Below are 12,854 nucleotides of genomic sequence, written 5' to 3'. Positions count from 1 at the left end.
TTCATCATGTCGGTTTCACTGACCCTGCCCGACGGCAGCGTGCGCTCCTATCCGGGGCCGGTCAGTGGCACTACGCTCGCCACCGACATCGGACCCGGCCTGGCCAAGGCGGCCCTGGCCATGCGCATCGACGGCAAGCTGGTGGACCTGGCCGCCGTGATCGAGCGGGACGCGAAGATCGAGATCATCACCCGCAAGTCGCCGGAAGCCCTGGACCTGCTGCGCCACGACTGCGCCCATGTCATGGCGGAAGCGGTGCAGGAACTGTTCCCCGGCACCCAGGTCACCATCGGCCCATCGGTCGAGAACGGCTTCTACTACGACTTCGCTAGGGAGCAGCCGTTCACGCCGGCCGATCTCGAGGTGATCGAGAAGCGGATGCACGAGATCGTCGACCGCGACGAGGCGATTGCCCGCGAAGTCTGGGACCGTGACAAGGCCGCCGCCTTCTTCCTGGACAAGGGCGAGATCTACAAGGCCGAGATCATCCGCGACCTGGCCCAGAGCGAAGAGATCAGCCTGTACCGGCAGGGCGACTTCATCGACTTGTGCCTGGGCCCGCACCTGCCCTCGACGGCTAAGCTGGGCCATGGCTTCAAGCTGACCAAGGTGGCCGGCGCCTATTGGCGCGGCGATCACCGCAACGCCATGCTCCAGCGCATCTACGGCACCGCCTGGCGCGACGAGAAGGAACTGAAAGAGTACCTGACGCGCCTGGAAGAGGCCGAGCGCCGCGACCACCGCAAGCTGGGCCGCGAGATGGACCTGTTCCACCTCCAGGAAGAGGCGGCGGGCTCGATCTTCTGGCACCCCAAGGGCTGGACGCTTTACCGGGCGCTGGAGAACTACATCCGGCGCAAGATCGAGGCGGATGATTACGTCGAGGTCCGCACCCCGCAACTGGTGGACAGTTCGCTCTACATCGCCTCGGGCCACTGGGAGATGTATGGCGACAACATGCTGAAGGTGCCGGTGGACGAGGGCCGGCGCATGTTCGGCGTCAAGCCGATGAACTGTCCCGGCCACGTGCAGATCTTCAACCAGGGCCTGGTCTCGTATCGCGACCTGCCCATGCGCATGGCCGAATTCGGCTGCTGCCACCGCAACGAGCCTTCGGGCGCCTTGCACGGCATCATGCGCGTGCGCCAGTTCGTGCAGGACGACGCTCACATCTTCTGCACCGCCGACCAGGTGGTGGCGGAAACCAAGCGGTTCTGCCGCCTGCTCGAAAGCGTCTATGCCGATTTGGGCTTCAGCGAGTTCAAGGTGATCCTGGCGACGCGCCCGGACAAGCGCATCGGCACGGACGCGGAATGGGACAAGAACGAGGCCGATCTGGGCGCCGCCATCGAGGCAGCGGGCATGACCTACGAAATCGCACCCGGTGAGGGCGCCTTCTACGGCCCCAAGATCGAATTCCACCTCAAAGACGCGATCGGCCGGACCTGGCAGTGCGGCACGCACCAGTTGGACAGCCTGCTGCCGCAGCGGCTCGACGCCTCCTATATCGCCGCCGATGGATCCAAGCAGCGCCCGGTCATGCTGCACCGGGCGATCCTGGGCAGCCTGGAGCGCTTCATCGGCATCCTGATCGAGCACTATGCCGGCCACCTGCCGCTGTGGCTGGCGCCTACCCAGGCGGTGGTCGCCACCATCACCTCGGACGCCGACGGTTACGCCGCGCAGGTCGCGGCGGCGCTGAGGGCGCGGGGCCTGCGGGTCGAGGTCGACACGCGCAACGAGAAGATCAACCTGAAGGTGCGCGAGCATTCGCTGACCAAGGCGCCCTATATGCTGGTGCTGGGCAAGCGCGAGGCCGAGAACGCCCAAGTGGCCCTGCGCAAGCTCCACGGCGGCGAGCAGGCGGTGCTGGCGCTCGATGCCGCCATCGAGCAACTGGTGGCGGAAGCGACCCCGCCGGGTTGACGACCAGGGAATGGAGGCCGCCACCCATGACGGACAAGTTGCCGCTGTCGGCCTTCATCATCACCTTGAACGAGGAAGATCGCCTCGGCCCGGCGATCGAGAGCCTGTTGCCGCTGGTCGACGATATCGTGGTGGTCGACAGCGGCAGCACGGACGGCACCGTGGCCCTGGCGACCCGGCTGGGCGCCCGCACCGTCCATCATGACTTTGCCGGTTACGGCCCGCAGAAGCGCTTCGCCGAGGCCCAGTGCGGCCATGACTGGGTGATCAACCTCGACGCCGACGAGCGGGTGACGCCGGAACTGGCGGCCGAGATCCGCGGCCTGTTCGCCGGCGGCGCGCCGGCCCAGGGCGGCTATCACCTGCCGATCCTGCAACTCTACCCGCACCAGACGCGGCCGACGCCGGGCGCCTTCGAATATGATCCCGTGCGTCTCTATGATCGCAGCCGCTCGCGCTATTCGGACAGTCCCGTGCACGACCGGGTGGTGCTGGGCGAGGGGGTCTCGGCCGGGCGGCTGAAAGGCGGCCTGCTGCACCAGTCGATCCGCTCGCTCTCGCACCTGATCGAGAAATCCAACGCCTATACCGACAAACAGGTGGCCGACATGCTGGCCAAGGGCCGCCGCGTGCCGGCGCTGCGCTTGGCTGTCGAATTTCCGCTCGCCTTCGCCAAGGCCTATGTCGGCCGGCGTTACTTCCTGATGGGCGCCTACGGCATCATTGTCTCGACCACTTTCGCCTACTTCCGCTTCATGCGCCTGGCCAAACTCTACGAGGCCAACCTGCTGCGTCGCAGGGACAAGCCGTGAGCGCACCGCGCTGCCTGATCGTCACGCCCTACGCGGTCGGCGGCGGGGTGACCGAGGCCTTCTTCACCAGCATCGAGATCATGCGCCGGGCCGGCGCCGTGCCGATTGCCATGGTCGATGCCAAGGCCTCCTTCCTCGAACGCCTGGCGGCTGCCGGGATCGAGACCGTGACCGTGCCGGGCCTGGGCGCCGGCGGCTCGCTCAATGCCTGGGCGGCCGGGCGGCGGGCCGGGGCGAGCGCGCGGCGGCTGGCGCCGGCGGTGATCCTGGCCCACAACGGCCGCTATATCGACGCACTGAAGAGGCGCGTGGGGTCTATCCCGGTGGTGGGCGTGGTTCACGGCGGCAAGCTCGACCGTTTCCTGGGCGCCGATCGCCTCATCACAGTCAACCAGGAACAGGCCGTCGGCCTGGTTGCCAAAGGTTACGCGGAGAGCCGGCTGGCGGTGATCCCCAACGTGCTGCCGGTCGACGCGATTCCGCCCTTCACCACCCGGCCGTGGGCGCAGCCGCCGGCGATCGGCACCCTGCGCCTGCTGGTCAAGGCCAAGGGCGTCGACATCCTGATCGCCGCCGTCGGCCTGCTGGCGCGGCGCGGCCTGACGGTCGGCCTGCATATCGGCGGCACCGGCGAGGAAGAAGCGGCGCTCAGGCGCCAGGTCGCCCAGCTTGCCCTGGACACCCAGGTCACCTTCCATGGCTGGGTCAGCGACCAGGCGGCGTTCCTTGGCGCCATGGACCTCTACGTCATGCCGTCGCGCTTCGAGACCTTCGGGATCGGCATCCTCGAGGCCCAGGCGGCAGGGCTGCCGGTCATCGCCAGCAACTGCGAGGGGCCAGCCTCGGTGCTCCGCGACGGCGACACCGGCCTGCTGGTGCCGCCGGGCGAGCCCGCCGCCCTGGCCGATTCCATCGCCCGGCTGATCAGCGACCGCGCCTTTGCCGAGAGTCTCGCCCGTAACGGCCATGCCGATTGCGCCGCGCGGCACCTGTTGCCGGCGATCGCCGGTCGGTATGGCGATTTCGTGTTCGGCAGGAATGGGCTTTCAATTGAAGGTTGCTGACGATTTCGCAATAGTCCATCGCCGGGCGACTACGAGGCAGGCGACCGGATCAGCCGGGCATGCCTGCCTCATTGGCTGCCGAAAACTGGGGTTCCGAGAGATCATGCTGTCTTCCTACCTGCGCACGAAGCTTAGTGTATTGCGTCATAATCTCCGGCGCAGCGACGGCCGAACCCCCATGTCGATTCACGCCGAAGGCGGCGGCCTCATTCGCCTGCGGTCTCAGGGGCGCACGATCTACCTCTCCAACCTCGCTCGCTGGAAGCTGTACCGGCTCGGCCTGAATTTCCGCCTGACCGACCTGGTCAATCAGTATGGCCTGCTCGACTTGGCCAAGGCGTTTCCGGGCAAACTCGTCCTCGATGTCGGCGCCAACATCGGCGAGTTCAGCATCTTCGCCCGTGACCACGGGGCGAAGGTCATTGCCTTCGAGCCGGACCCTCAAAATCAGAAAGCGCTCAGAAAAAACGTCGAGCCGCTGGGGGTGGAAGTGGTTGGCAAGGCCCTGTGGAACTGTCCGGAGACGCTGACGTTCTTTTCCGTCACCGCCACCGCCGACAGCTCGCTGATCGAGCCGACCAGCGACGTCGACACCTCCTATCAGGTCGATGCGATCCCCCTCGACGATTTCACGAAAGCCCGCAACCTCGGTGAGATATTCCTGATCAAGGCTGATGCCGAAGGCGCTGAGCCTGAGGTGCTTTCTGGTGCGCGCGAAACACTGAAGCAAACGCGGTACATCGCCATCGACTGCGGCCCGGAACGCCAGGGGGCCGATACCGTGGCAGCGTCTCGGCAAATTCTTGCCGATGCCGGCTTCGACGTGACCGTCCTTCCCGGCGGCCGCATGGTGCTCTTCGGGCGGAATCGAAATCTCGCAGCACAATAGTCTCCGCTCAGGGACCGACCGGGGACTGTATTGCCGGAGGCCCCTGGCCGCCGTTCGATGTCGCAGCCGTCATCGGCCAAGCCATAGATCGCGCCTATCGGTTGAATTTTTTTCCTGCTAGGTTGCGCCTCGTCTGCGGGGGCAGCGCCTTGGCATCAATACGAAAAAGTTCATTTCACTTTATTTCGGGCGATCGCCCACTCAATCAATTGGAAGAAGGCGTTTATCGCCTCAGCTATTTGTTTGAGCGCTTCATCGGCTCGATAAGATCGACAGGAATTTCCTGTCAATTTTACCGGCCGACGTTGGATGCCGAACGGCTCGTGCGCATCTTCGGCGAGCGCGCAAGTAGCGGCAGCCCATCTCGCATCTTGAGTTTCGACTTTATTCTGGAGGTCGCCAAAAAAGAGTTCGGCCCCGACAAATCTGTGATCGACCTTGGATGCGGCTCCGGCGTATACGCGCAGCATCTGCATCGCGCCTTCGGCTATCGGCATTACAACGGCTATGATATCGCACCGCATCCGGAGTGGCCGAATTTTGCCGCCGCCAATGTCCACTTCGCCACCGCCGAGTTGGGCAAGGACTGGATCGATGTCGACGATGCCGACATCGTGTTTTCGCAATCGGTATTGGAGCACATCCAATACGATTGTCAGGTGTTCGCGCGGTTCCGTACCGCGCGCGCTCGCCGGCTCCGCCATGTTCACCTTGTCCCGGCAACGCTGTCCTTTTTCGAGGGGCGCCTACATGGCTATCGCCGCTATGGCCTGCGGGCCATAGCCAACCTTTTGTCGGCCAAGGGTATTTCAGAGGTCGAGCTCTACGCGCTGGGCAACTGGGTTACGCGAGAAATTCATTGGGAGTCCAAGGGCAAGCCGAAACGCGCTGAGTTCCACGATGGGCATGTGACGCTGGTCCCCTACGACCGCTCCCTGCCGGTGGTGGAAAACATGGCCCGAAACCGGGCCAACCTCGTTGCCAAACGTGTCGAGGATGCCGCGTTCTTCGCCCTGATTTTCACTCAGGATGTCGATGCCGAGTAAGCTTGGCTCATTCGGTACGGGTGATGACGAGGAACCTCAGGTAGCTGACGTTGTCGCCCTTGGTGGGGGCATCGAGGATCTCCCGCACGCTGTAACGTCCCTTGCCCCAATTTGCGATGAGATAGGGCATCAGGACGATGTCGGCGCCGAAGGGATCAAGTTCGGTGGCCCCGGTGGGGCTGTGGGCTGAACTGTGCTCGAGGATGCACAGGCCGCCGGGGCGGACGCAGGACATCCATCGGTTCAGGCACATCTCCGGATCGTAGCTGTGGTCGAACGAATTGCTGTAGATGAAGTCGACCCGATCGAGCCATTCGGGCTTGGTCTCGTGAAAGTCCCACTGGATCGTGTGTGGGAAACTGGTCGCCGTATCGGAGATTTCGGTCCCGATGACCTCGCAGCCCAGATATTTCCGGAACCACACCTGCTCGTTGCCGCGCCGGGTTCCGTGGCACAGACCGAAGTTGACCTCACCGAGCCGGCCTTTGATGTAATTGGACAGGAATTCGATATTGGACTCTATGACCCAGGTGTTGGCGAGTTTGCGCTTGTTGCCCTCGATCTGAACCGCCCGGTACTTCTGATAGTCGAACGTGCCATCGGCTGCCCGGTAGTCGAACAAGGTAAATCCCGCGCCCGACTGCCCGGTGCCACGGCGCCTTTCGTATCCAAGGCTTCGGGCGATGGGATTGAGCAGGCGTTTCTCGATCGTGCTCTTGAATGAGGCCATGGTGCTGCTCTCGGACAATGGGAAGAACCCGGGGATTGTGGTGAGAAGGGCGGAAAATCAGGTGGGCGCCGCACGCACGAACAGATAGGCGGCGCTGATCGTCTCGCACAGCTCGAAGCCGCTGGCCTTCACCTGGGCGATCAGGGTGTCGATCTTGTCCTGGCCGACGATCCAGGGGTGCAGTTCGACCACGATCTTCTCGATGCGGGCAAGGTCGATCGCCGGCAGCAGGGTGGTCTCCGCCCCCTCGACATCCATGATAATGGTGTTGGGCATGAAGTCGGTGACCACGTCGCCGATCGCGTCGCATTGCACGGTCTGGGCGCCGCCGAAGTCGCGGTCGATCAGGCTCGATGAATAGATGTTGTCGTTGAAATAGAAGGTGGTTTCGCCCTTCTCGAGCGCGGCGGCGGCGATGCGCAGGCGCGGCACCATGCCGTTCAGGGCGAAATTGTGCCGGATGACGCGCTCCAGCGCCGGGTTGGCCTCGTAGCTGAGCACCGCGTCGGGGCCGCAGATGCGGGCGCAGAACAGGCTGACCAGGCCGACGCCGGCACCGATTTCCAGCACCCGGTCGCCCGGCTTCAGGGCCTTGGTCACCAGCTTGCGTTCGGCATGCTCGTGCTTTTCGCGGTACAGCGCCTTGGCGATATCCTTGGTCACGAAGGCCCGGTCGGCGGAGATCTTGATGCCGTCGATCGTGATGACGCGCGGCTTGGCGCGCATGCGGTAGGCGACGGCGAGCGAGGTTTTCAGGCGGTCGAGCATGGTGGCCGCACACTAGCATGGGGCCTGCCGCTGTCCAGCGTGGCACCGTCCTCATGCAAGTTCGATTGACAGATGCCCCCCCGATAGGCTCCATCCCCGGCGATTGGCCGCGCGAAGGGGCGCCGTTGCATGAATAGTGTCGTTGCCTCATCGGGGCCGTCAGTGGCCGGTGGGGTCGTCGGGATCTGCGTCTGCACCGCCCAGCGGCCGCAAATGCTGCGCCGTTGCCTCGAGTCGCTGGTCACCCAGGAACTGCCGCAGGGCTGGTCGTTCGAGGTCTGCGTCATCGAGAACGACGCCGAGCCCCGCTCCCGGGCTGTGGTCGAGGCGATTGCCGGCCAGGCCCCCATCCCCGTGCGCTACTATCAGGAACCGCGCCGCGGCATTCCCTTCGCCCGCAACAAGACGATCGAGGTGAGTCTCGCCAACGGCTATGGCTGGATGGCCCTGATCGACGACGACGAGGCGGCGCGGCCGGGCTGGCTGGCCCATCTGGTCGCGGCGGTCGTGGCCCATCGCGCGGATGTCGCCAATGGCCCGGTCCATCGCATTTTCCATGCGCCGCTGCCCGACTGGTGGAAATCGCTGAAGCCCCTGGCAGCACCCACCGGTCATGTCCTGAACGAGGCGCCGACCAACAACACGCTGCTGTCGACCCGGCTGGTCGCGGCCGGTGGCCTGGGCCTGCGCTTCGAGGAAGCACTGACCTTCGGCTACGAGGACATCGACTTCTTCGCCCGGGCGCACAAGCAGGGCGCCCGGATCATCTGGGTGGCCGAGGCGATCGTCGACGAGGAAATTCCCGAGACCCGCATTTCGCCCTGGCGCCTGTTGCGCCGGGTGGAGATGCAGGCGGCGAGCCTTGCCTTTGCCAGCAAGTTGCGGCGCGGGGCCTTCAAGGCGACCTTACGCTTTGGCCCCAAGGGTGCCCGCCGCGCCGTGGAAGGGGTCATCACGGCGATCCCCGCCGCCATCGTCTGGCTGTTCAACCGCAAGGCCGGCCGACGCATGCTGTTCCAGTCGGCCCAGCGCAGCCTCAAAGGCATCGGCAACCTGCGCGGCCTGACCACCAGCTTCAAGCCCGACTACTACAACACCATCGACGGCAACTGACCGCGAGAGCCATGACCAAGCGACTGATCCACATCCATCTGGGCATCAAGGGCGGCGCCGAACGCTTCTTCGTCAACCTGGTCAATGGCCTGGCCGAGCGGGGCGTGGAGCAGATGGCGATCATCTGGCCCGACCGGGAGTGGCGCGACGAGATCTCGTCGGTGGCGCAGATCCGCGAGATGCACTTCAGCCGCTCGCACCTCGCGCGCTTCTTCATCAACCGGCGCATCGCCAAGCTGATCCGCGAATTCCAGCCCCGGGCCATGATGTCCTGGATGTCCCAGGCCAGCCGCTGGATCCCCGACAATCCCAACCTGCTGACCGCGGCGCGGCTGGGCGACTACCCGATCAAGCTCGACTATTTCGAGGATTGCGACTGGCTGGTCTGCAATACGCCCGACATCGCCCGGCACTGCGCCAGCCTGGGCTGGCCGGCCGAGCGGGCCAGGGTGATCTCGAACTTCACCACCACGCAGCCCTGCCGGCCGATCAGCCGCGCGGCCCTCGACACGCCGGAAGATGCCTTCGTCGTCCTGGGCATGGGCCGCTTCGTCGACCGCAAGGGCTTCGACACGCTGATCGAGGCGGTGGCGAAGGTCGAGGGCGCCTATCTGTGGCTGCTGGGCGAGGGGGAGGAGCAGGCCAACCTGGTCGCCCAGGCCCAGCGCCTGGGGCTGGGCGAGCGCATCCGCATGCCCGGCTGGGCGGCCAAGCCCGACCCTTACCTGATGGCCTGCGACGCCTTCTGCATCCCGTCCAGCCACGAACCCCTGGGCAATGTGGTGCTGGAGGCCTGGGCCCTGGGCAAGCCGGTGGTCTCGACCGCGAGCGAGGGGCCGTCCTGGCTGATCAGCGATGATGCCGACGGCCTGATGGCGCCGATCGGCGATGCCCCGGTGATCGCGGCGGCGCTCAACCGGCTGAAGGCCGAGCCGGGCCTGGGCGCGCGGCTGGCGGCGGCGGGTACGGCAAAGCTGGCGCAGGAATTCTCCCGGGACGTCATTTGCGACCGCTATATGGAATTTTTCTTCGAGACGCCGCTGCACCCTAAGCGCAAGCACAAGTGAGCCCTGCGCGGCCGGGACTTGATTTGAGGCGCCGGCTGGTCCAAATTCAATCCGTGACGGGGCCTTTGTGCCTTGGCGCCGATTCAATCAGACGCGGAGGCTGTGGTGCGGCAGGGCTTTGAAGCCCAGACGGCAGTAAAGGTCCCCGCGGAGCTAGACGGAGACCTTACATAGCTCGCCCACCCTATCCCCAAGCAGTGCCCGACAAGGGCGGCCCGCGCATCAATGACCAGATTACCGTGCCGCGTGTCCGCCTGATCGACGAGACCGGCGAGAATCGCGGCGTCGTGACCTTCGCCGAGGCCCTGCACCTCGCCGAGATGGCCGGCGTCGACCTCGTCGAGATTTCGCCCAATGCCGATCCGCCGGTGGCCAAGCTGCTCGACTACGGCAAGTACAAGTACGAGGCGCAGAAAAAGGCGGCCGAGGCGCGCAAGAACCAGAAGGTCATCGAGATCAAGGAGATCAAGATGCGCCCCGGTATCGACCAGCACGACTACGACGTCAAAATGCGCGCGATCCGGAAGTTCTTCGAAGAAGGCGACAAGGTGAAGGTCACCCTGCGCTTCCGCGGCCGCGAGCTCGCCCACCAGGACCTCGGCATGAAGGTCCTGCTGCGCGTGCGCGACGAGACCGAGGAAATCGCCAAGATCGAGCAGATGCCCAAGATGGAAGGGCGTCAGATGACCATGGTGATGGCGCCCAAGTAGGCCTGTATCTCCCTCTCTGCCGGGGGCCGGCGGCGCACAATCCGCCGTCCTTCAGGCAGGGGCCCATGTCGGGGAGGGCCGCGGCCGTGCCGGACAGCCTCAACCGGCTCCCGTGTGCCCGGCTCCCCGCGTGCCCGGCCGCAGCATGCGCACCAGGGCATCGGACTTGGCGATGAAATGCTGCCACAGGGCGCCTGCCACATGAAGGGCGAGGGCGATGATGATCACGGCCTTGCCCAACTCGTGAATCTCGCCAGCAGGCCCCACGCCCAGATACCAGGCCAGGATGCCGGTGACCGGCATGAGGAAGATCACGGCATAGAGGACCAGGTGAACCGCCGCGGCGACCCAGCGCAGGAGAATGCCTTCGCTCTCCGGGGCGGGAGGCGCCCCACGGATGAGCCGGATGGCGAGCCGCAGGCAGGCCAGGGCCAGGATGGCAAGGCCCGTATAGATGTGCAGGTCGGCATTGAAGAGGTCGTCGGCGCCCGCCGTCTCGTCCCGCCGCATCGCACGGTAGGCCGGGGCGATATCCTCCCCGAAAGAGACCTGGAACAGGACCAGCAGCGCGATCAGCCAATGGAGCAGGATCTGGGCGGCGCTGTAACCCGTCGGCTGGTGCTCGTTACGCATGACTATCCTTTCGAAGCGGCATCCCAAGGACCCGGTCAGGATCGCCGCCATTCTGCCCTGCGGCATTGATGCAGGACAAGAACCGGCGGTCAGCCCAGGGCGGCGTCGATCGCCGCCCGGTTGGCCGCCTCGAAGGGATCGAGGAAGGCGACCCGGCTCCGCCGCCGGCCGGCTGGCGTCCATTGTTTATTATTCACGTTTCGTGATCTGTTTCTTTATCCGGCGCGGGATTGTTAACCCCGTAACCGGGGCCATATGGTTTTCCAATGATGCGGCAGTTGCGCCGCCCACTGTTGGAGACCCGATCATGTCGCTCGCCCACACCACCTCGAAGACCGGCCCGCGCGCCGTGGTGCGCGTCATCCGCGGCCAGGCGACCTCGGACGGCGCCGGCGTGCGCCTGACCCGCCTGCTGGGCCACGAGACCATCGAACTGGCCGACCCATTTCTGATGCTCGACCATTTCGACAACGACCAGTCGAGCGACTATATCGGCGGCTTCCCCAGCCATCCTCACCGCGGCTTCGAGACCGTCACCTATATGCTGGCCGGGCGCATCCGCCATGGCGACAACAAGGATCATTCGGGTGTCATCGATGCCGGCGACGTGCAGTGGATGACGGCCGGCAGCGGCATCGTCCATTCCGAAATGCCGGAACAGGAAGCCGGCCTGATGCGCGGTTTCCAGCTCTGGGTGAACCTGGCCGCGCGGGACAAGATGACTCCGGCCGCCTATCGCGAGCTGCCCACCGCCGAGATCCCGGTCGAGGCGCGCGAGGCGGGTGTCAGCCTGAAGGTGATCGCCGGCTCGACCGACCACGGCACCGTCGGCCCGATCGATTCCGGGGCCACCGCGGCCAGGTTTTTCGATATCCGCCTGGCCCCCGGCGCCCGGCTCGAGGAAATGGTCCCGCCCGACCTCAACGCGCTGCTGGTCGTCTATGACGGCCAGGTCGCGGTCGAGGGCACGGATGTCGCCGCGGTCAATGTCGCGATCCTCGACGACGGCGGCGCGGTCCGCGTCGAGAACACCGGCACGGTCGAGGCCGGCCTGCTGCTGATCGCCGGCCGGCCCCTGGGCGAGCCGGTGGCCTGGGGCGGCCCCTTCGTGATGAACACGCGCGAAGAGGTCATGCAGGCCGCCCGCGACTTCCAGGCCGGCAAGTTCTGACCAGGCCCGGGTCGATGGATTTGCGTGGTTCGACAGGCTCACCATGAGGAAAGTCTTTTTGCCACAAAGACTTGCCTCATCCTGAGCTTGCCTGCGGACGCAAGGCCGATGGGCCTGCCCATCCGCGCATGGGTCCCTTCCAAAGGGTTGTCCAGCCTGTGCTTGCGGTCAATCGGCGGGTCGGCTATAAGGCCCGCTTCCATCGTGCGACCGGGCGAAAAGGGCTGCCTAGGCCGCGCATTGACGATCTTGAATGATCAAGGAGGTCGAAATGCCCAAGATGAAGACCAAGAGCGGGGCGAAAAAACGCTTCTCGCTCACGGGTACCGGTAAGGTGAAGGCTCTCCATGCCGGCAAGCGCCATGGCATGATCAAGCGCACCAACAAGCAGATTCGCAATCTTCGCGGCTCGACCATCCTGTTCAAGACGGATGGCGACAACGTGAAGAAGTACTTCCTGCCGAACGCGTAAGGGAGGGCTGACACATGTCGCGAGTCAAGCGGGGCGTCACCGGCCATGCCCGTCACAAGAAAGTCCTGGAACTTGCCAAGGGGTACCGCGGTCGCGGCAATACCTCGTTCCGCGTGGCGATCGAGAAGGTCGAAAAGGGCCTTCAGTATCAGTACCGCGATCGGCGCGCGCGCAAGCGCAACTTCCGTGCCCTGTGGATCCAGCGCATCAACGCCGCTGTCCGCGAGCATGGCCTGACCTACAGCCGATTTATCGACGGTCTCGCGAAGGCGGGCGTCGAGGTTGACCGCAAGGTCCTCTCCGACATCGCCATCCGCGAGCCCGGCGCCTTCAAGGCGCTGGTCGACCAGGCGCGGGCGGCACTGCCTGTAGAGGCATAAGGCTTCCCCCACGCCAGATTGCGTTAGCCCCGGGTTTTGCTACCCGGGGCCATCGCGCCCGCCCCGGCCGGGG

14 protein-coding genes are annotated in these 12,854 nt (G+C 65.2%); 11 read left to right on the top strand and 3 right to left on the bottom strand.

The features are described 5' to 3' along the window. The first annotated feature begins 6 nt into the window (after nucleotides 1-6). From thrS to D3874_RS20175, 5 genes are all read left to right on the top strand, one after another. Nucleotides 7-1,926: a threonine--tRNA ligase gene (gene thrS, locus D3874_RS20195; protein ID WP_119780111.1), complete on the top strand. Its 1,920-nt coding sequence runs from the start codon at nucleotides 7-9 to the stop codon at nucleotides 1,924-1,926. A 26-nt stretch (nucleotides 1,927-1,952) separates the two neighbouring features. Further along, nucleotides 1,953-2,738, top strand: coding sequence for a glycosyltransferase family 2 protein (locus tag D3874_RS20190; RefSeq protein ID WP_119780109.1), 786 nt, complete (start codon nucleotides 1,953-1,955; stop codon nucleotides 2,736-2,738). Further along, a complete protein-coding gene (locus D3874_RS20185) occupies nucleotides 2,735-3,802 on the top strand; it encodes a glycosyltransferase family 4 protein (RefSeq protein ID WP_119780107.1) in 1,068 nt (355 codons plus the stop codon). Before D3874_RS20190 ends, D3874_RS20185 begins: the two co-directional genes overlap by 4 nt. Before the next feature lie 103 nt (nucleotides 3,803-3,905). After that, nucleotides 3,906-4,691, top strand: a complete 786-nt coding sequence (locus tag D3874_RS20180) for an FkbM family methyltransferase (protein ID WP_158596120.1) — start codon at nucleotides 3,906-3,908, stop codon at nucleotides 4,689-4,691. A gap of 149 nt (nucleotides 4,692-4,840) precedes the next feature. Then, a complete protein-coding gene (locus D3874_RS20175; RefSeq protein ID WP_158596119.1) occupies nucleotides 4,841-5,737 on the top strand; it encodes a class I SAM-dependent methyltransferase in 897 nt (298 codons plus the stop codon). A 7-nt stretch (nucleotides 5,738-5,744) separates the two neighbouring features. Here D3874_RS20175 and D3874_RS20170 read toward each other — a convergent pair whose 3' ends face one another. Together D3874_RS20170 and D3874_RS20165 are read right to left on the bottom strand one after the other, a co-directional pair. Next, nucleotides 5,745-6,359, bottom strand: a complete 615-nt coding sequence (locus D3874_RS20170) for a methyltransferase domain-containing protein (protein ID WP_158596118.1) — start codon at nucleotides 6,357-6,359, stop codon at nucleotides 5,745-5,747. A 165-nt stretch (nucleotides 6,360-6,524) separates the two neighbouring features. Continuing rightward, nucleotides 6,525-7,235 (bottom strand): FkbM family methyltransferase, encoded by a 711-nt coding sequence (locus D3874_RS20165; protein WP_119780099.1) that lies wholly within the window; start codon nucleotides 7,233-7,235, stop codon nucleotides 6,525-6,527. Nucleotides 7,236-7,364: 129 nt separating this feature from the next. Between D3874_RS20165 and D3874_RS20160 the strand changes: the two genes are divergently transcribed. The 3 genes from D3874_RS20160 (at nucleotide 7,365) to infC (ending at nucleotide 10,125) form a co-directional block, all read left to right on the top strand. Continuing rightward, nucleotides 7,365-8,348: a glycosyltransferase family 2 protein gene (locus tag D3874_RS20160; RefSeq protein WP_119780097.1), complete on the top strand. Its 984-nt coding sequence runs from the start codon at nucleotides 7,365-7,367 to the stop codon at nucleotides 8,346-8,348. Between the two features lie 11 nt (nucleotides 8,349-8,359). Then, nucleotides 8,360-9,415, top strand: coding sequence for a glycosyltransferase (locus tag D3874_RS20155; RefSeq protein WP_119780095.1), 1,056 nt, complete (start codon nucleotides 8,360-8,362; stop codon nucleotides 9,413-9,415). Nucleotides 9,416-9,585: 170 nt separating this feature from the next. Then, complete coding sequence (gene infC, locus D3874_RS20150; protein ID WP_119780093.1) at nucleotides 9,586-10,125, top strand: translation initiation factor IF-3; 540 nt, start codon at nucleotides 9,586-9,588, stop codon at nucleotides 10,123-10,125. A gap of 99 nt (nucleotides 10,126-10,224) precedes the next feature. On the opposite strand, the gene D3874_RS20145 is transcribed toward infC, so the two are convergent. After that, entirely contained in the window at nucleotides 10,225-10,758 is a 534-nt protein-coding gene (locus tag D3874_RS20145; protein WP_119782405.1) for a cytochrome b, read from the bottom strand. 307 nt (nucleotides 10,759-11,065) lie between these two features. Here D3874_RS20145 and D3874_RS20140 point away from each other — a divergent pair, with 307 nt between their 5' ends. The 3 genes from D3874_RS20140 (at nucleotide 11,066) to rplT (ending at nucleotide 12,781) form a co-directional block, all read left to right on the top strand. Then, entirely contained in the window at nucleotides 11,066-11,929 is an 864-nt protein-coding gene (locus tag D3874_RS20140; RefSeq protein WP_119780090.1) for a pirin family protein, read from the top strand. A gap of 253 nt (nucleotides 11,930-12,182) precedes the next feature. Next, nucleotides 12,183-12,401, top strand: a complete 219-nt coding sequence (rpmI, locus tag D3874_RS20135) for a 50S ribosomal protein L35 (RefSeq protein WP_456306428.1) — start codon at nucleotides 12,183-12,185, stop codon at nucleotides 12,399-12,401. 14 nt (nucleotides 12,402-12,415) lie between these two features. Then, nucleotides 12,416-12,781, top strand: coding sequence for a 50S ribosomal protein L20 (gene rplT / locus D3874_RS20130; protein WP_119780088.1), 366 nt, complete (start codon nucleotides 12,416-12,418; stop codon nucleotides 12,779-12,781). Nucleotides 12,782-12,854: the final 73 nt, after the last annotated feature.

Source organism: Oleomonas cavernae (assembly GCF_003590945.1).
GTDB lineage: Bacteria > Pseudomonadota > Alphaproteobacteria > Zavarziniales > Zavarziniaceae > Zavarzinia > Zavarzinia cavernae.
The sequence above is the reverse complement of the archived record's forward strand: the minus strand, read 5'-3'. Positions and strand labels throughout refer to the sequence as shown.